This window comes from Allorhizobium sp. GW101-3B10 (assembly GCF_059424725.1).
In genome coordinates this window covers 4,667,501-4,686,106 of the sequence record NZ_JBWKZR010000001.1, presented here as the reverse complement: position 1 = coordinate 4,686,106, position 18,606 = coordinate 4,667,501, and the positions used below count along the sequence as shown (strand labels likewise).

20 protein-coding genes (1 of these 20 running past the window's edge) are annotated in these 18,606 nt (G+C 64.5%); all 20 read left to right on the top strand.

Annotated elements, in window-relative coordinates:
• The first annotated feature begins 25 nt into the window (after positions 1-25).
• Complete coding sequence (locus tag AC07Y0_RS22915; RefSeq protein ID WP_498679911.1) at positions 26-1,108, top strand: hydrogenase small subunit; 1,083 nt, start codon at positions 26-28, stop codon at positions 1,106-1,108.
• Positions 1,109-1,132: 24 nt separating this feature from the next.
• Positions 1,133-2,923, top strand: coding sequence for a nickel-dependent hydrogenase large subunit (locus AC07Y0_RS22910; RefSeq protein ID WP_498679910.1), 1,791 nt, complete (start codon positions 1,133-1,135; stop codon positions 2,921-2,923).
• 15 nt (positions 2,924-2,938) lie between these two features.
• The gene (gene cybH / locus AC07Y0_RS22905; protein WP_498680316.1) at positions 2,939-3,670 is read left to right on the top strand and encodes a Ni/Fe-hydrogenase, b-type cytochrome subunit; all 732 of its coding nucleotides are present in this window, start codon (positions 2,939-2,941) and stop codon (positions 3,668-3,670) included.
• Complete coding sequence (locus AC07Y0_RS22900; protein ID WP_498680315.1) at positions 3,670-4,269, top strand: HyaD/HybD family hydrogenase maturation endopeptidase; 600 nt, start codon at positions 3,670-3,672, stop codon at positions 4,267-4,269. The genes cybH and AC07Y0_RS22900 overlap by 1 nt, the downstream gene beginning before the upstream one ends.
• 10 nt (positions 4,270-4,279) lie before the next feature.
• Positions 4,280-4,855, top strand: coding sequence for a nickel permease HupE (hupE, locus tag AC07Y0_RS22895; RefSeq protein WP_498679909.1), 576 nt, complete (start codon positions 4,280-4,282; stop codon positions 4,853-4,855).
• Positions 4,856-4,945: 90 nt separating this feature from the next.
• Positions 4,946-5,236, top strand: coding sequence for a HypC/HybG/HupF family hydrogenase formation chaperone (hypC, locus tag AC07Y0_RS22890; protein ID WP_498679908.1), 291 nt, complete (start codon positions 4,946-4,948; stop codon positions 5,234-5,236).
• 174 nt (positions 5,237-5,410) lie between these two features.
• A complete protein-coding gene (locus AC07Y0_RS22885; protein ID WP_498679907.1) occupies positions 5,411-5,860 on the top strand; it encodes a hydrogenase accessory protein in 450 nt (149 codons plus the stop codon).
• Positions 5,857-6,705, top strand: coding sequence for a hydrogenase expression/formation protein (locus AC07Y0_RS22880; RefSeq protein WP_498679906.1), 849 nt, complete (start codon positions 5,857-5,859; stop codon positions 6,703-6,705). Before AC07Y0_RS22885 ends, AC07Y0_RS22880 begins: the two co-directional genes overlap by 4 nt.
• On the top strand, positions 6,702-6,917 hold the full coding sequence (locus AC07Y0_RS22875) for a rubredoxin (protein WP_498679905.1): 216 nt from the start codon (positions 6,702-6,704) through the stop codon (positions 6,915-6,917). Before AC07Y0_RS22880 ends, AC07Y0_RS22875 begins: the two co-directional genes overlap by 4 nt.
• On the top strand, positions 6,907-7,434 hold the full coding sequence (hybE, locus tag AC07Y0_RS22870) for a [NiFe]-hydrogenase assembly chaperone HybE (RefSeq protein ID WP_498679904.1): 528 nt from the start codon (positions 6,907-6,909) through the stop codon (positions 7,432-7,434). The genes AC07Y0_RS22875 and hybE overlap by 11 nt, the downstream gene beginning before the upstream one ends.
• A complete protein-coding gene (locus AC07Y0_RS22865; protein ID WP_498679903.1) occupies positions 7,431-8,543 on the top strand; it encodes a nickel-dependent hydrogenase large subunit in 1,113 nt (370 codons plus the stop codon). The genes hybE and AC07Y0_RS22865 overlap by 4 nt, the downstream gene beginning before the upstream one ends.
• On the top strand, positions 8,536-8,877 hold the full coding sequence (gene hypA, locus AC07Y0_RS22860) for a hydrogenase maturation nickel metallochaperone HypA (protein WP_498679902.1): 342 nt from the start codon (positions 8,536-8,538) through the stop codon (positions 8,875-8,877). Before AC07Y0_RS22865 ends, hypA begins: the two co-directional genes overlap by 8 nt.
• Positions 8,877-9,800: a hydrogenase nickel incorporation protein HypB gene (gene hypB / locus AC07Y0_RS22855; protein WP_498679901.1), complete on the top strand. Its 924-nt coding sequence runs from the start codon at positions 8,877-8,879 to the stop codon at positions 9,798-9,800. Before hypA ends, hypB begins: the two co-directional genes overlap by 1 nt.
• 4 nt (positions 9,801-9,804) lie before the next feature.
• Positions 9,805-12,081 (top strand): carbamoyltransferase HypF, encoded by a 2,277-nt coding sequence (gene hypF / locus AC07Y0_RS22850; protein ID WP_498679900.1) that lies wholly within the window; start codon positions 9,805-9,807, stop codon positions 12,079-12,081.
• Positions 12,072-12,299 (top strand): HypC/HybG/HupF family hydrogenase formation chaperone, encoded by a 228-nt coding sequence (locus AC07Y0_RS22845; protein ID WP_028737934.1) that lies wholly within the window; start codon positions 12,072-12,074, stop codon positions 12,297-12,299. Before hypF ends, AC07Y0_RS22845 begins: the two co-directional genes overlap by 10 nt.
• Positions 12,296-13,471, top strand: a complete 1,176-nt coding sequence (gene hypD / locus AC07Y0_RS22840; RefSeq protein ID WP_498679899.1) for a hydrogenase formation protein HypD — start codon at positions 12,296-12,298, stop codon at positions 13,469-13,471. Before AC07Y0_RS22845 ends, hypD begins: the two co-directional genes overlap by 4 nt.
• Entirely contained in the window at positions 13,468-14,520 is a 1,053-nt protein-coding gene (hypE, locus tag AC07Y0_RS22835) for a hydrogenase expression/formation protein HypE (protein ID WP_498679898.1), read from the top strand. The genes hypD and hypE overlap by 4 nt, the downstream gene beginning before the upstream one ends.
• Before the next feature lie 8 nt (positions 14,521-14,528).
• Positions 14,529-16,220, top strand: coding sequence for an enoyl-CoA hydratase-related protein (locus AC07Y0_RS22830; RefSeq protein ID WP_498679897.1), 1,692 nt, complete (start codon positions 14,529-14,531; stop codon positions 16,218-16,220).
• Positions 16,217-17,671 carry a sigma-54-dependent transcriptional regulator gene (locus AC07Y0_RS22825; RefSeq protein ID WP_498679896.1) on the top strand — a complete coding sequence of 485 codons (1,455 nt, stop codon included), beginning with the start codon at positions 16,217-16,219 and terminating at the stop codon, positions 17,669-17,671. The genes AC07Y0_RS22830 and AC07Y0_RS22825 overlap by 4 nt, the downstream gene beginning before the upstream one ends.
• A protein-coding gene (locus AC07Y0_RS22820) for a sensor histidine kinase (protein ID WP_498679895.1) crosses the window boundary here: on the top strand, positions 17,655-18,606 show its 5' portion. Its footprint extends 416 nt past the window's final position; the window shows 952 of its 1,368 coding nt (coding positions 1-952); the start codon lies at positions 17,655-17,657; the stop codon falls past the right edge of the window. Before AC07Y0_RS22825 ends, AC07Y0_RS22820 begins: the two co-directional genes overlap by 17 nt.

Sequence of the window (18,606 nt, the reverse complement as noted above, 5' to 3'; positions counted from 1 at the left end):
AGGGTGGAAAGGCCGGAGGAGCACCATGGCAGCAACAGAGACTTTTTACGACGTCATTCGCCGTCAAGGCATCACCAGGCGCAGCTTCACGAAATTCTGTAGCCTGACGGCCGCCAGCCTCGGCTTCGGCCCGGGCGCAGCAACCGCGATGGCGCAGGCGCTCGAAACCAACGAACGCGTGCCGGTCATCTGGATGCACGGCCTGGAATGCACCTGCTGTTCGGAAAGCTTCATCCGCTCGGCCCATCCGCTGGTCAAGGACGTGGTCCTGTCGATGATATCGCTCGACTATGACGATACGATCATGGCGGCGGCCGGCCATCAGGCCGAAGCGATTCTCGAAGAGACCAAGCAGAAGTACAAGGGCAAATACATCCTCGCCGTGGAGGGCAATCCGCCGCTCAACGAAGACGGCATGTTCTGCATCGACGGCGGCAAACCCTTCGTCGAGAAGCTGAAATGGATGGCGGAAGACGCCATGGCCGTCATCGCCTGGGGCGCCTGCGCCTCCTGGGGTTGCGTCCAGGCCGCCAAGCCGAACCCGACCCAGGCCACCCCGATCGACAAGGTCATCCGCGACAAGCCGATCATCAAGGTTCCGGGCTGTCCGCCGATCGCCGAGGTCATGACCGGCGTCGTCACCTTCATCACCACCTTCGGCAAGCTGCCCGAACTCGACCGTCAGGGCCGGCCGAAGATGTTCTATTCGCAGCGCATTCACGACAAGTGCTATCGCCGTCCGCATTTCGACGCCGGCCAGTTCGTCGAGGAATGGGACGATGAGGGCGCACGCAAGGGTTACTGCCTCTACAAGATGGGCTGCAAGGGCCCGACCACCTACAACGCCTGTTCGACGGTGCGCTGGAACGGCGGCGTCTCCTTCCCGATCCAGTCCGGCCATGGCTGCATCGGCTGCTCGGAGGACGGCTTCTGGGACAAGGGCAGCTTCTACGACAGGCTGACCACCATCAACCAGTTCGGCGTCGAGGCCAATGCCGACACGATCGGCGGCACGGCGGCCATGGTCGTCGGCGGCGCGGTTGCAGCCCACGCCGCGATCACCGCGGTCAAGCGCGTCACCGCAAAGCGCGAAAAAGCCGACGCATAAACAACCAGGGCAGGGAACATAACCATGACAATCCAGACACCGAACGGTTTCGCGCTCGACAATTCCGGCAAACGCATCGTCGTCGATCCGGTGACCCGCATCGAGGGTCACATGCGCGTCGAGGTCAATGTCGACGAGAACAACATCATCCGCAACGCGGTCTCCACCGGCACCATGTGGCGCGGCATCGAGGTCATCCTCAAGAACCGCGACCCGCGTGACGCCTGGGCCTTCACCGAACGGATCTGCGGCGTCTGCACCGGCACCCATGCGCTGACCTCGGTGCGCGCGGTCGAGAACGCACTCGGCATCCTGATCCCGGAAAACGCCAACTCGATCCGCAACCTGATGCAGCTGGCGCTGCAGGTGCATGACCATGTCGTGCATTTCTATCATCTGCACGCGCTCGACTGGGTCGACGTCGTCTCGGCGCTCAGCGCCGACCCGAGGGCGACATCGGCACTGGCGCAGTCGATCTCCGACTGGCCGCTGTCGTCGCCCGGCTATTTCAAGGACATCCAGACCCGCCTCAAGAAGTTCGTCGAGAGCGGCCAGCTCGGCCCGTTCAAGAACGGCTACTGGGGCAGCAAGGCCTACAGGCTGCCGCCCGAAGCCAATCTGATGGCCGTCGCCCACTATCTCGAAGCCCTCGATTTCCAGAAGGAAATCGTCAAGATCCACACGATCTTCGGCGGCAAGAACCCGCATCCTAACTGGCTGGTCGGCGGCGTGCCCTGCCCGATCAACGTCGACGGCACGGGCGCGGTCGGCGCGATCAACATGGAGCGGCTGAACCACGTCTCCTCGATCATCGACCAGCTGATCGAGTTCAACGCCAAGGTCTATGTTCCGGACGTCAAGGCGATCGGCTCCTTCTACAAGGACTGGCTCTATGGCGGCGGACTGTCGAGCAAGTGCGTGATGTCCTATGGCGACATCCCGGAACATGCCAATGACTATTCGGAGGCCAGCCTGAAGCTGCCGCGCGGGGCGATCATCAACGGCAATCTGGCCGAAGTCTTCCCGATCGATCTCGAGGATCCGAACGAGATCCAGGAATTCGTCGCCCACTCCTGGTACAAATATCCCGACGAGACCAAGGGCCTGCATCCTTGGGACGGCGTGACCGAGCCGAACTACGTGCTCGGCCCCAACGCCAAGGGGACGCGCACCAATATCGAGGAGCTGGACGAAGCCGGCAAATATTCCTGGATCAAGTCGCCGCGCTGGAAAGGCAATGCGATGGAAGTGGGGCCGCTGGCCCGCTGGATCATCGGCTATGCCCAGAACAAGGCCGAGTTCAAGGAGCCGGTCGAAAAGCTCCTCAGGGATCTCGATCTTCCGGTGACGGCGCTGTTCTCGACGCTCGGACGCACGGCGGCGCGGGCGCTCGAATCCGACTGGGCCGGCCTGCAGATGCGCCACTTCTTCGACAAGCTGGTCGCCAACATCAAGGCCGGAGATTCCACCACCGCCTTCGTCGACAAGTGGAAGCCCGAAACCTGGCCGGCCGAGGTCAAGGGCGTCGGCTTCACCGAGGCGCCGCGCGGCGCACTCGCCCACTGGGTCAAGATCAAGGACGGCAAGATCGACAACTACCAGTGCGTGGTGCCGACCACCTGGAATGGTTCGCCCCGCGACCCCACCGGCAATATCGGCGCCTTCGAGGCGGCCCTGATGGACACGCCGATGGCCGACCCGGCCCAGCCGCTCGAAATCCTCAGGACCTTGCATTCCTTCGACCCGTGCCTGGCATGCTCGACGCATGTCATGAGCCCGGATGGACAGGAAATGGCCAAGGTCCAGGTGCGATAGGAGGATGCCATGAGCATGACCGAAAGCGTGGCCGAAAAGGTCGCAGCCTCCGACTCTCACGGCGAAGCGGCGGTCTCCCGCCAGAGCGTCTATGTCTATGAGGTCCCTGTGCGCATCTGGCACTGGGTCAATGCGCTGGCCATCGTCATCCTGATGGTCACCGGCTACTTCATCGGCAGCCCGCCGCCGACGCTCTCCGGCGAGGCCTCGAACCACTTCCTCATGGGATATATCCGCTTTGCCCATTTTGCCGCCGGCCAGGTTCTCGCCGTCGGCTTCCTGATGCGCATCTACTGGGCCTTCGTCGGCAATCCCCATTCGCGGCAGATCTTCTACATTCCCTTCTGGAGCGGCCGCTTTTGGAAGGAATGGCTGCACGAGATCTGGTGGTACTCCTTCATGGTCAAGCAGCCAAAGAAATACATCGGGCACAATCCGCTGGCGCAGTTCTCCATGTTCTTCGCCGTGGTCCTGCCGACGCTCTTCATGATCACCACCGGCTTTGCCCTCTATGCGGAGGGCGCGGGTATCGACAGCTGGCAGTACAAGCTGTTCGGCTGGGTGTTTTCGATTTGGCCCAACAGCCAGTCCGTCCATACCTGGCATCATCTCGGCATGTGGGTGCTGATCATCTTCATGATGGTCCACATCTATGTGGCCGTGCGCGAAGACATCATGAGCCGCCAGTCAATCATCTCCTCGATGATCTCAGGCGAGCGGCTGTTCAAGGACGAGGAAGCGGAATGATGACGCACCATCACATCCCCGCCCCGCCGCGCGTCCTGGTGCTCGGCATCGGCAACATCCTCTGGGCGGACGAAGGTTTTGGCGTGCGCGCGGTCGAGGCCTTTCACCGCGCCTATGCGGTGCCGGACAATGTCACCATTCTCGACGGCGGCACGCAGGGCCTCTATCTCGTCCAGTTCGTCACCGAGGTGGACTATCTCATCGTCTTCGACGCGATCGACTACGGGCTGGTGCCCGGCACGCTCAAGCTCGTCGAGGACGACGAGGTGCCGAAATTCACCGGCGCCAAGAAGATGAGCCTGCACCAGACCGGTTTCCAGGAGGTGCTGAGCGCCGCCGACCTGCTCGGCCACTATCCGGAAAAGCTGGCGCTGATCGGTTGCCAGCCGGTCGACCTCGAGGACTGGGGCGGTCCGCTGACCGGGCCGGTCAAGGCCGTCATTCCAAGAGCCTTGCAGATCGCGGCCGATCTTCTGGCCTCGTGGGGGATCGCGATCCGCCCCCGGTCGGCAGACGAGGCCGTTCCGGCTCTGCTTGAAAACGATATCGATTTTGAAAGCTACGAACGGCGCGAGGCCCAGCCCGCACCGGTTCTCTAGGGAGGAATTCATGAGATATGCTCGCATCCTGGCCACGCTGGCGGCCATAACCCTGCCTACGGTTGCTCATGCCCATGTCGGCCTGCACAGCGACGGGGCGCTGGCCGGCCTCAGCCATCCGATCAGCGGCCTCGATCACGTGCTGGCCATGGTCGCCGTCGGCTTCTGGGCTTCCACGCTCGGCGGCACGGCCCGCTGGATCGTGCCCGCTGCCTTCGTGTCGGTGATGGCCGTCGGCGGCATGCTCGGCATCTATGGGGTGCCGCTGCCGATGGTCGAGACCGCGATCGCGCTCACCGTCGCGATCCTCGGACTGCTGGTTGCCTTTGAAGTCAAGGTTCCGACCGCCGGGGCTTCTGCCATCGTCGGCCTGTGCGCCCTGTTCCACGGCCATGCGCACGGCACCGAACTGCCGGCCATGTCGCATGCGGCCGGTTATGTGGCAGGCTTTCTGGCCGCGACGGTCGTCCTTCACGCGGCCGGCATCGGCCTCGGTGCGCTTCGCTTCGGCAAGGCCGGGCAGATCGCGGCGCGCATTGCCGGCGCGGTCGTCGCCGTCTCGGGCGCCGCGCTTCTCGCAGGCTGACCGCCCGCAAGGCTTCGGCACGCAAACGCGCAAGGTCAGCCTTGCGCGTTTGCTGTTTCCATACCGGATAACCCACGAGAGGAGAGCGACATGTGCATCGGCATACCCATGCAGGTCGTTGAAGGCGACGAACTGACCGCGCGCTGCAGACGTCATGACGCGATTTCATCCATTTCCATGATGCTTGTCGGTGCCCAGCCGCCCGGCACCTTCGTACTGACCCATCTCGGCTCGGCCATCCGGGTCCTGGATGAAGCCGAGGCACAGGCGATCGACAACGCCCTCCAGGGGCTTGCCGAAGCCGTGGCAGGGCGCAATTTCGAGCATCTGTTCGCCGATCTCCTCACCCGAGAGCCGGAACTGCCCGAGCATCTGCGTTGACATGTGAGAGTTTAGTTTTCACACTGAAAACAAACTTTCCATCTCCGCCGCGACCAGCGCGCTCTGCGCTGGAAATTATCCTTTCAGATCAATGGAATTCATCTTTCCCTCCAGCTGGCACGGCACTTGCAAATCCCTCCCTAAAATACCGGCATGCCGATCAGGGAGGACATAATGCCATCATATCTCATAGGCGCACTGCGCCATCAGGCCAGGCTACCGTTCGTCGACGAGACGAACATCGAGGCCTTCCTGGCACCGGCCGAAGGCGAGCCCGAAAACTGCATTCTCTTCTTCACCGGCGACCCCAAACAGCGGCCCGAAGCCGATGACGTGGCGGTCGTCCTGCCGGAACTGCTCCGGTCCTTCCGGGGAAGACTGCGCGGTGCCGTGATCGACAGGGCCGCCGAGGAGAGTCTCAAGGCCCGTTTCAATGCGGTGGTGATGCCGAGCCTTGTCGTGACGCGGCGCGACCAGCCGGTCGGCGTGCTCGGCAAGATCCGCGACTGGTCGGAATATGTCGAGAAGATCGGCGCCTGGCTGTCGCCGGATGCACCGGTCCTTGCCCCATCGGGCGGCCCGCGCGTCGAAATCACCCATGCCGGCAAGGAGATCGTTCGATGAAAGCAGGTTTCTGGGTTGCGCCCGAGGGCGACGATGCGACCATGACCGTGATGCCGATCGGTGCCGAGCCGCCGCTGCGCACGCGAAAGCTCAACTATCTGGCCACCAGCTCGGCGGAAGAGATGATCAGGCGCTGTCGCCAGACCGCCGAGCTTCTGCCGCGGATCGCCGACGCATTGGCTATGCAGAAAGCCGATCAGCCGGGCCAGCTCTTCGACATCACCGACTTTCCGGCCGACGACAAGGAACTCGTCACCCAGACGCTCGGCGAAGGCGAAGTCGCCGGCGTCGCGGCGCTTGCGAACGGCGTGCTGGCGCAGATCCAGGAGGCCGTCATGGCCGGCGTCTGGCGCGTCCGCTTCACCGATGCCAACGGGACACTGCTGGCGGACTATGTCGAGGTCGCCTCAATCCCGGCCGCCGTGCGGCAGGCCTGCGCCGTGCTTGCGCCGGAGATCGTCCACGGCCCGGCCCCCGCAGGCGCCATGAACGTCATGCCGGTACTGCACGAGATCGGCGACCGGATCGCGCGCTACAAGGATGGCGACGAGCCGCACATCATCACCTTCTCGCTGTTTCCGATGAGCCCCGAGGACATGACTTTCCTGCAGCAGACACTCGGTGCCGGGCCGGTGCAGCTCACCTCGCGCGGCTACGGCACATGCCGCGTGGTGGCGACGGGTGCCCGCAATGTCTGGTCCGTGCAGTTCTACAATGCCATGGACACGATCATCCTCGACACGCTGGAAATCTGCGACATCCCCTCCGTCGCGATCGCCGCGGAAGAGGATTTCCGCGATTCCGAGATGCGGCTGCGCGAGATCGAAGAGGCCTATTTCAAATGAGCAGCTTCGAGAATTTCGGCAAGCGCGAGGCGGTCTCGGACGACGACAGGATGGAGTGCGGCATCTGCTGGCACGTCTATGATCCGGCCGAGGGCGACCCCGTCTGGCAGGTGGAACCGGGCACGCCGTTCGCGGCCCTTCCGGAGGACTGGCGCTGTCCGAACTGCGATGCCCCGCAGTCGAAACTCATGAGACTGGGCGATGGACGCTGACCTCTCCATCGCCGATCGCGACGCCGCGGCCCGGGCGCTCGGCCAAAGCCTCGAAACGCTTTATCGCGGCATCTTCGTGCGCTCGATGCCCGACGTGCCGATCTGCAATCCGGCTCTTAGCATCGCGGCGAGCGGCTTCCGCAGCTATGGCGGACGCGCCTTCGGCATCGTCACGACGCCGTGGTTCATGAACCTCGTCGCCGCCGACCTGCCGGAGGGAGATCCTGCCCCGGCTGTCGTGCCGGGAACGACGGTTCGCATCGGCCTGCCGGCCGGGGAAGTGGACTTCATCGCCGGTCAACTCGACGGTTTTGGTCGGCTGGACAGCTGCTCGCTGTTTTCGCCGGTGTTCGAATTCGGTTCGATGGATGCGGCGCTCGAGACGGCCGAAGAAGCAGTCCGCGCCTTCTTCGATGCCGCATCCCTTCAGGCCCCCCCGGCGCCGCCGGCGCAAGTCAACCGCCGCGACCTGCTGCGCGGACGCTTCCGCAACGAGGAGGAGGCGACGGGGCCATGACCTTTGCGCTCGGGGCAGGTGCAATCCGGATCGACGTGACGGTGTCGCGGGGGCAGGTCTGCGCCGTCGAACTGACCGGCAGCCGGCCGCAGGGGCTGTCGCGCATGTTCGTCGGTCGCCGTCCCGAGGACGCGCCGGTCCTCGCCGGTCAGCTTTTTTCGCTCTGCGGCTTCTCGCAATCGATCGCCGCCCGGCTTGCTGTCCTGCGCGCGGCGGGTCTCGCCATGGACACGGACGAACGGCGGCCGGCCACGGCCGGGCTTCTGGCCGAGCGCGCCTTCGAAACGCTGCGGGCGCTCGTGCTTCACTGGCCGTCGCCCCGGATCACGAACCTGGCAGCGACGGCGGGCGTTCATCTGCGCGAGGCACTGGCCGTCTCGCAGAAGGTCATCGCCGATGCCCGTGCCGGCAGTCGATCGCTCGGCGACCTGTCCTTGCCGGCTGCCCGCCTGGAGCGCGCGGCAACCGCACTCGGCATCCCGCTTCAAGGTTCGGCTCTGGCAACGGGCACGCTATGCGCCGCGATCCTGGACGAGACCCGCCAGGAGCGGATCTTTCGCCGGCGCCGTCCGGATTCGCTGACCTCCCGCGACGACGAGGAGGTCTTGAACCATCTCGTCCATGAGACCGGCTATGCAGCCCTCCCCTATCTGCCCGGCCGGGTTGTCGAAACCGGCGCCTATGCCCGGATCTGCACTTCGGCGGTGCCGGACGAACCCTATCTGGCGGCGCGCCTGCTCGCGCGCGTCGAGGACGTTCGCCTCTGCCTCGACCTGCTGCGGGGCATCGCCGAGGGTGAAGATCGTGACCTTGCACCGCTGATGGGCGACGGCACTTGCCCGAACGCCGGGGGCTATGGCGTGGTCGAATGCGCGCGCGGCCGGCTCTATCACCAGGCGGAAATCGGCGATGACGGGCTGATCGGCGCCTATCGCATTCTTGCGCCAACCGAATGGAATTTCCACCCTGCGGGTCCCTTCGTCGAAACGCTGCTGTCCTGTAGGATCGGAGAAAGCGAAAACGGACGCAAGGTCGTGTCGCAGCTGGCTGCGCTGTTCGACCCCTGCGTGGCTTTCGAAATCAACATGTGCGAGGCGGCCCATGCATGAGATGTCGTTGATGGAAAGTGTCGTGGAGATCGCCTGCGAGACGGCGAGGGCGAACGACGCGCGCGCCATCCGGTCGATCAGGCTCGATGTCGGTGTCCTCAGTCACGTCAATCCGGATTCGCTTGCCTTCTGCTACGAGTCGATCCGGCGCGGAACGCTTGCGGAGGATGCGGTGCTGGAGATCAACCGCATCGCGGGGGAAGGCTGGTGCCTCGACTGCGGGACGACGGTGGCACTGACGGAACGTTTTGGCGCCTGCCCGGACTGCGGACATCACCGCGTCCAGATGACGGCTGGCGATGAATTGAAGATCAGGGACATGGAGGTGATCTGATGTGCACGGTATGCGGCTGCGGAACGCAGGCAGTGATCGACAACGGCAAATCGTCGACAGCCCACGGACATGGACACGCGCACGACCATGACCATGACCATCATCATGACCATCATCATCATCACGGCGATCACGATCATGGCCACCCTCACGACCACCATCATCATGGGGACCATGATCATCACCATGCCGAAGACGGCGCTGTTCATTATGGCAAGGGTATCGCCGGCGTGCATGTGCCCGGCCTCAGCCAGGAACGCATCATCCAGATCGAGACCGACATCCTGTCGAAGAACGACCGCCATGCCGAGAAGAACCGCGCCTACTTCGCGCGCAACGGCATATTCGCACTCAACTTCGTCTCCAGCCCGGGCTCCGGCAAGACCAGCCTCTTGGTGCGCACGATCAACGCGCTGAAGGACCGGCTGGCGATCGGCGTCATCGAGGGCGACCAGCAGACGTCGAACGACGCGGCCCGCATTCGCGAGACCGGCGCCCCGGCGATCCAGATCAACACCGGCAAGGGCTGTCATCTCGACGCCCATATGGTGGGCCATGCCGTCGAGGATCTGGGCCCCAAGCCCGGCTCGATTTTGTTCATCGAGAATGTCGGCAATCTGGTCTGCCCGGCCGCCTTCGATCTGGGCGAGGCGCACAAGGTGGCGGTGCTGTCCGTTACCGAGGGCGAGGACAAGCCGCTCAAATATCCCGACATGTTCGCTGCGGCCGACCTGATGATCCTCAACAAGTCGGACCTGCTGCCCCATCTCGATTTCAATGTCGGCCTCTGCATCGCCAACGCCTTGCGGGTCAATCCGCGCCTGCAGACGCTGATCGTCTCGGCGCGCACCGGCGAAGGTATGGAGGCCTTCTATGCCTGGCTCGAGGCGTCCGCCGCCCGGCAGGCGGCAAAGGCGGCCTGAGACCATGACGGGCGCGAGCGCGATACGCCTTGAAGACCAACCGGTCCTGCGGCTGCGGCTGCGGGTTCGCGGTTGCGTGCAAGGCGTCGGCTTTCGCCCCTTTGCCTATCAGCTCGCCCGGAGAATGCAGTTGTCGGGCTTCGTCCTCAACGACAATGCCGGCGTGCTGATCGAGGTCGAGGGCGCCTCGGCCGGCCGCTTTGTCGAGGCGATGTATGGCGAAGCCCCGCCGCTCGCACGCATCGACGCGGTCGACATCATCGAGCTGCCGGCGGCGGGTGGAGAGCGCTTCGAGATCCTCGAAAGCCGCAGCGGACAGGCGACGACCCGGATTGGCGCCGATGCCGCAACCTGCGAAGAATGTCAGCGCGAACTGACGGATCCCGAAAGCCGCTTCTTTGGCTATCCCTTCGTCAACTGCACCCATTGCGGTCCGCGCTTCACCATCACGCGGGCCTTGCCGTATGACCGCGCGCAGACGTCCATGGCCTCCTTCGCGATGTGTCCGGCCTGCAGCGCGGACTACCGCGATCCCGACAATCGCCGTTTTCACGCCGAGCCTGTCGCCTGTCCCGATTGCGGGCCGAGGCTCAGCCATCCGATCGATGCGATCGCTAAAGCGCTCTTTCGCGGCGAGATCGTCGCCCTCAAGGGTATTGGCGGTTTCCACCTGTTGTGCGACGCCCGCAATGACGCGTCGATTGCAAGCCTGCGCCAGCGCAAGGCACGCGACCAGAAGCCCTTTGCCGTGATGGTCAAGACGCTCGAAGCGGCCCGTCTGCTGGCCGAGATTTCCACCGAAGAGGCGAGCCTGCTCGAGAGTCCGGCACACCCGGTGGTGCTGTGCGATACGCGCGATGCCGTATCTCGGCTCGTCGCCCCCGGCCTCAAGCGGATCGGCGTGATGCTCGTCTATGCGCCGGTCCACCATCTCCTGCTCGACGCGCTGGCGGCGATGATGCCCGAGCCTGTCCCGGCGCTCGTCGCCACCAGCGCCAATCCGGGTGGCGAACCGCTCTGCGCCGACAATGACGACGCCGAACGGCGGCTAGCCGGCATTGCCGACCTGATCGTCACCCACAATCGCGACATCGCCGTCCGGGCCGACGATTCGGTCATGCAAGTGATCGACGGCGCGCCGTCCTTCCTGCGGCGCGCGCGCGGCTTCGTGCCGGAACCGGTCGATCTCGGTGAAGAAGGCCCCTCGGTGATCGCCCTCGGCGCCGACTTGAAGAACACGATCTGCATCACCCGCGGCCGCGAGGCTTTTCTCTCGCAGCATGTCGGCGGTCTGGACAATGCCGAGGCGATCTGCTTCCAGCGGGAGACGATCGCCCATCTCTCATCCATCCTCGATGTGCGGCCGGACTATGCGGCCTGCGACCTGCATCCGGATTTCCGCTCGGTGCGGACGGCGGAAGCCCTCGGCCTGCCGCTGGTGCGGGTCCAGCACCACCTTGCCCACATCGCCGCGGTCACGGCCGAGCATCATCTGTCCGGTCCCGTGATCGGCCTGGCGCTCGATGGCCACGGCTACGGCGCCGATGGCGGCATCTGGGGCGGCGAACTGCTGATGGTAGACGGACACACATGGAAGCGGTCCGGATCGCTCAAGACCCTGGCGCTGCCGGGTGGTGACAAGGCTGCGCGCGAGCCCTGGCGTATGGGCGTCGCGGCGCTCCACGATGCAGATCGCACCGATCTGGCCGCCCTGCTCTGGCCTGAGCATCCAGGCATTGCCAGACTGACCACCATGCTCGATCGCGGCATGCAGCCGCCCCGTACATCCAGTCTCGGCCGGCTTTTCGATGCCGCCGCCGCGATATCCGGCGTCCGGCTTGAACAGGCCTATGAGGGCCAGGCGGCGATGGAGCTCGAAGCGCTTGTCGATGCACCGAAGAGCCTTCCGGGCGGGTTCCGGATCGACGACGGCGTTCTCGATTTCCGCGACCTGCTGATCCACATGGCAGAGAGCCGGCTGGCCGGTTGCGACGCCGCCAACCTGTTCCATGGCACGCTGATTGCCGGCCTCGCCGCATGGGCGGCCGCGTTGGCAGAGGCGAGCGGCATCAACCGTATCGCACTGGGCGGCGGCTGCATGATGAACCGCGTGCTCGCCGGCGGTCTTGCCCAGGCCCTGCGTGCGCAAGGTCTCAAGCCTGTCCTGCCATCCAAGGTCCCGGCCAATGACGGAGGCATCGCCCTTGGCCAGGCGGCCTATGCCCGCCAGATCATTCGACACAATGCCGCCGAAGTGGAGGAGAATCTCACATGTGCCTAGCCATTCCCGTCCAGGTGAAGGAAGTGCTGCCCGACAACATGGCGAAGGTGACGCTCGACGGCGTGTCGAAGATCATTTCGACCGCGCTCGTCGACGACGTCAAGCCGGGCGACTACCTCGTGCTTCACGTCGGCTATGCGCTGGCGAAGATCGATCCGGAGGAGGCGGAGCGGACCCTCGAACTCCTCCGCCAGGCCGCCTTGGGAGATGCAGCATGAAATACATCGACGAATATCGCGACGGGCGCGTCGCCAAGGACATCGCCCGGCAGATCACGGCAGCGGCAGATCCCGCACGCGCCTATCACTTCATGGAATTCTGCGGCGGCCACACCCATGCGATTTCCCGCTACGGCCTCGAGGACCTGCTGCCGCCGAACGTGCGGATGATCCACGGGCCGGGCTGTCCGGTCTGCGTGCTGCCGATCGGGCGCATCGATGCGGCGATCGCGCTGGCCATGCGGCCCGAAATCACGCTCTGCACCTATGGCGACCTGATGCGGGTGCCGGGCTCCAACGGCTCCAGCCTGCTGAAGGCCAAAGCTGCCGGGGCCGATATCCGCATGGTCTATTCGACACTCGACGCGCTCAAGATCGCCGAGGCCGAGCCGGAGCGCGAGGTCGTCTTCTTCGCCATCGGCTTCGAGACGACCACGCCGCCGACGGCGCTCGCCCTTCGCTTTGCCATCCAGAAGGACCTGAAGAATTTCTCGATCTTCTGCAATCACGTGCTGACGCCTGCGGCCATCCAGAACATTCTGGAAAGCCCCGACGTGCGCAAGCTGGGCACGGTCAAGATCGATGGTTTCATCGGCCCGGCCCATGTCTCGACCGTGATCGGCACCGAGCCTTATGAATTCTTCGCCGAGGAATTCCAGAAGCCGGTGGTGGTGGCAGGTTTTGAGCCGCTCGACGTCATCCAGGCGATCCTGATGCTCGTCCATCAGGTCAATGACGGCCGCCACGAGGTGGAGAACCAGTATATCCGGGCCGTCACCACCTTCGGCAACGAGAAGGCGCAGGCGGAGGTGGCGAACTTCTTCGAACTGCGCGAGAGCTTCGAGTGGCGCGGTCTCGGCGAAGTGCCCTATGGCGCACTGCGGCTGCGGCCGGAATTTGCCGACTACGACGCCGAAAAACGCTTTGCCATGGTGACACCCGCGTCGAAGGACAATCCGGCCTGCGATTGCGGCGCCATCCTGCGCGGCGTCAAGAAGCCGGCCGACTGCAAGCTGTTCGGTACGGTCTGCACCCCCGACAACCCGATGGGGTCCTGCATGGTCTCGAGCGAAGGCGCCTGCGCGGCGCACTGGACCTATGGCCGGTTCCGCGAACATGCCCGCACCGGGGAACAGGCAAGGACCGTCGAAGCAGGAAAGGCCGTCGCATGAACGTGATGACGAAACCCTACAAGCGCAAGCTCGACCTCAGGAACGGCCTGGTCGACCTGTCGCACGGGGCCGGCGGCCGGGCCATGGGTCTGCTGATCGAAAGCATCTTTCACAAGGCCTTCGACAATGAATGGCTGCGGGCCGGCAACGACCAGTCCGCCTTTGTGGTCGAGGCCGGCCGCATGGTGATGACGACGGATGGTTATGTCGTCTCGCCGCTGTTCTTTCCCGGCGGCAATATCGGCACGCTCGCCGTGCACGGCACGATCAACGACATCGCCATGGCCGGCGCCCGGCCTCTCTATCTGTCGGCAAGCTTCATCATCGAGGAGGGCTTTCCGCTCGCCGACCTCAACCGGATCGCCGAGAGCATGGGCGAGGCCTCGCGCGAGGCCGGCGTGCCGATCATCACCGGCGACACCAAGGTGGTCGAGCGGGGCAAGGCGGACGGCGTGTTCATCTCGACCGCCGGCGTCGGCGTGGTACCGGCAGGCCTCGACCTGCGCTCCGATGCGGCGCGCCCGGGTGATGCGGTGATCATCTCCGGCTCGATCGGCGATCATGGCGTGGCCGTCATGTCGAAGCGGGAAAACCTCGAATTCGACACCGACATCCTGTCCGACAGCGCCGCCCTGCACGGGCTCGTCGCCGCCATGGTGGCTGCAGGCGGCAGGCACGTCCGGCTGATGCGCGATCCGACGCGCGGCGGGATAGCGGCAACCTTGAACGAGATCGCCAGCCAGTCGGGCGTCGGTTTTCGCATCGACGAGGAGGCAATCCCGCTCAAGCCGGAAGTGGCGGCGGCCTGCGAATTCCTCGGGCTTGATCCCCTGAACGTCGCCAACGAGGGAAAGTTGGTGGCGATCGTCGCGCCGGAGGGCGCCGACGCCATTCTGACCGCCATGCGCGCCCATCCGCTCGGCAGTGAGGCAGCGCTGATCGGCCACGCGGTGGAGGATGCCAATGGTTTCGTGCAGATGACCACGAGCTTCGGCGGGGGACGCATCGTCGACTGGCTGTCGGGCGAACAGCTGCCGCGGATCTGTTGAGCCGCGACATGCGCATCCTGCTTCTCTGTCACAGCTTCAACTCGCTCTCGCAGCGCCTGCATGTCGATCTCCGCCAGGCCAGACACGAGGTCTCGGTGGAACTCGACATCCATGACGACCTGACGCGGGAAGCGGTCAGGCTGTTTGTCCCGGACCTGATCATCGCTCCTTTTCTCAAGCGGGCGCTGCCGGAGGACGTATGGCGCAAGACCCTCTGCCTCATCGTGCATCCCGGCATTCGGGGCGATAGGGGGCCGAGCGCGCTCGACCGGGCGATCCTGCGCGGAGAACCGGAATGGGGCGTCACGCTGATCGAGGCACGCGAGGAAATGGATGCCGGTCCCGTCTGGGCGTGGCGCGCGTTTGCCATGCGCCCTGCCCGCAAGTCGAGCCTCTATCGCCACGAGGTGACGGAGGCGGCGGTCGCCTGCGTCATGGAGGCGATCGCGCGTCTTTCCGGCGGCGACGCCCAGCCGCTGATGCAAGCCAACTGGGGCAAGGGTCGGGAATGGCCGGCTTGCAGCGCTCAGGACCGTCTTGTCGATCCCACCCAACTGACCGCCGAGCAGGCGCTGACCATCATTCGCGCATCGGACGGCGATCCGGGTGCCGCGATGACGATTGCGGGAAAGCCCTACAAGGTCTTCGACGCCGAACTTGCGCCGGATCTTCAAGGTCCGCCGGGCGAACTCCTGGGGCGCTCGCGCCAATCGGTGGCGATCGCCTGTCGCGAGGGCGCGTTGTGGATCGGGCATTTGCGGGAGAAGGGTCCGCGCACCCTGAAACTGCCGGCGGTGCACCTGCTCGGACAGCCAGCGCAAGACCTGCCGCCTGTCGCGCGGCCGGTTCCCTTTCGGTATCATGAAGAGGGCGATGTCGGCTTCCTCGAATTCGGTTTCTACAACGGGGCGATGTCGACCGAGGACTGCGCGGCGATGCAGGCCGCGGTCCAGGCGGCGAAGCGGCGCAAGCGCGCGGTGCTCGTAGTGCAGAGCGGGGCGGATTGCTGGTCGAACGGCATCCATCTCGGCCTGATCGAGACGGAAGACAGTCCGGCCGACGCATCCTGGCGCAACATCAATGCGATGAACGACCTGGTGCGCGAGATCATCACCTGCGACGATCGCATCGTGATTGCCGGCGTGCTTGGCAATGCCGGTGCCGGCGGCGTATTCCTGTCGCTGGCCGCCGATGAAGTCTGGATGCGCGACGGCGTCATCCTCAATCCGCACTACAAGGACATGGGCAATCTCTACGGCTCCGAATACTGGACCTATCTCCTGCCCGCCCGCCTCGGCGAGGCCCGCGCGCGCCGCGTCACACAGGCGCGACTGCCAATGGGGGTGAGGGAGGCGATGGAGCTCGGCCTTGCAAGCCGTGTGCTGGCGAGCGATGCCGATGCCGCGCGCGCGGAATTGCGCTCGGCTGCTCTGGCCTTAGCGACGCAACCGGACATCGGAGAGCGCATTGCCGACAAGAGAATGAAGAGGCAGCGGGACGAGGCGCAAAAACCGCTAGAACGCTACCGCGAGGAAGAGTTGCAGCGCATGCGGCGCAACTTCTATGGCTTCGACCCCAGCTACCACGTGGCGCGCTACAATTTCATCCGCAAGGTGCCCAAGTCCCGGACGCCCACGACTCTTGCGATCCACCGCGCCACCGGCTGGCCGGATCAGCAAACGGGAGGAGCAAGACCATGAGCAACAGCCATGCAACCGTTCTCGTCGTCGACGACGAGGTCCGCTCCATCGAGGCGATCCAGCGGGTTCTCTCCGATGAGTTCGAGGTGATCGGCGCGCGCAATGCCAGGGAAGCCGAGGCGGTGCTGGAGGGTGAACTGGTGCAGGTCATCCTCTGCGACCAGCGCATGCCCGGCGAATCCGGCGTCGACTTCCTGAAACGTGTCCGCGAACTCTGGCCGGATACGATCCGCATCATCATCTCAGGCTATACGGACAGTGACGACATCATCGAGGGCGTCAACAATGCCGGCATCTTCCAGTACATCACCAAACCGTGGAGCCCTGAAAAGCTGATCGACTGCGTGCGCGAAAGTGCCAATCTCTGGCGGCTGCAGCATGAGGCGGGCGATGTGCGGGTCGAGGTCAAGCCGGCAGCCGAAATGCTGCAGAAGGTCGTCAGCGACAGGCGGCGCAGCGAACAGCAGTCGTTCGGCTTCGACCGGATCATCCATACGGAAGACAGTCCGCTGATTTCCTCGATCACGCTTGCCAAGCGGGCGGCGCGCTATGACGTGTCCGTACTGATCACCGGCGCCTCTGGCACCGGCAAGGAACTGTTGGCCCGTGCCGTCCACCATGGTTCCGGCCGGGCCGACCGCCCCTTCGTGGTGGAGAATTGCGGAGCCCTGCCGGACGATCTGCTGGAGAGCGAACTCTTCGGCTGCAAGAAAGGCGCCTATACCGGCGCCTACCAGGACCGCATCGGTCTGTTCGAGCTTGCCGACAGCGGCACGATCTTTCTCGACGAGATTGGCGAGACGTCCCCGGCCTTCCAGGTCAAGCTCCTGCGCGTTCTCCAGGAGGGCGAGATCCGTCCGCTCGGCGCCCAGCGGCCGCGCAAGGTCAATGTCCGGGTCATCTCGGCGACCAATCGCGATCTGCTGGCCGAGGTTGCCGCCGGCCGGTTCCGCCGCGATCTCTATTACCGGCTCGCCGCCTTTCCGATCCACATGCCGTCGCTGAAGGAACGCTCGATGGATATTCCAACCATCGCGGCCCGTTTCCTGACCCAGACCAACCAAGCCTTCAATCGGCAGGTCACAGGCTTCCACCCGAAGACACTCGATCTCATGACCGCCTATGGTTGGCCCGGCAACGTCAGGGAACTGCAGAACGAAATCCAGCGCATGGTCGTGCTGTCGGATGGCAGCCAGCCGCTGGAGCCAGGTCTCTTGTCGCCCGAGATCCGCGACGGTGGTGACGGCCAGGTCGATAACCGGAGCAACGGCTCGCGCCAGCTGAAAGACATCGTCGCCGAAATCGAAAGGGCCGCGATCGAAGAAAGCCTGGAGCGCCACGGCGGCAATATCAGTCATACGGCGGAAGAATTGGGCTTGTCGCGCGTCGGCTTGCGTAGCAAAATCGAACGCTACGACCTGCGGCGCTATCCAGATGACACGATTGAGTGACACGGCCGGGCGCACCGGCGAAGACCTGATCAGCAAGATCTCCGTCTCGGGTCTGCTCGAGCTCGACCGCGACGGTGAATCCGTGTGGGTTGACGTCATACACCGCATGGACGAGGTCTATTCGGAATTGCTGCGCAACGAGACCGATCTCGAGCGCAAGAATGCAGAGCTCGAGGAAGCGCAGACCTTCATCTCGAGCGTGATTGCCTCGGTCTCCGACATCCTCATCGTCTGCAGCAGCGACGGGGTGATCAAGAAGGCCAATCCCGCCTTCCTCACATTGCTCGGCATGAGCGAAGGCGATGTCATCGGCAGCCGTTTTTTCGACTATGTCTTGCCTGAAGATCGCGACGAAGCCGAACGCCTGGCGAGCGCCGGGCAACAGGGCCGGGTACTGGAGGGCGACCTGCGTTTCCGCACCGCCGATGGCCGGGAAGAATGCCTGGCCATGCGTTGCGCCACGCTCTTCGACGGCCGGCGGCGGCGCTTCGGAGCCGTACTGACAGGCCGGCCGATCAGCGAATTGCGGCAGGCCTATCAGGCACTGCATCTTGCGCATCGCGAATTGCAGCAGGCGCAAAGACGGCTGATCGAACAGGAAAAGATGGCAAGCCTCGGCCGTCTGGTCGCCGGCGTCGCGCACGAGCTGAACAATCCGATCAGCTTCGTCTATGCCAATATCTACACGCTCGACCGCTACCGGAAGAATCTGGTTCTCTATCTGGACGCCGTCCACAAGGGTGCGGATGCACTTGAGATCGACGCGCTGCGTAAGACGCTGAAGATCGATTCGATCCTTGCCGACATCGATCCCCTCCTGGAAGGCACAATCGAAGGTGCCGACCGCATCAGCGACATCGTCAAGAACCTTCGACGGCTGTCGTTCAGCAAGACGGCCGAGCGCCAGCCCGTGGATCTCGACCGCCTGCTGCGCA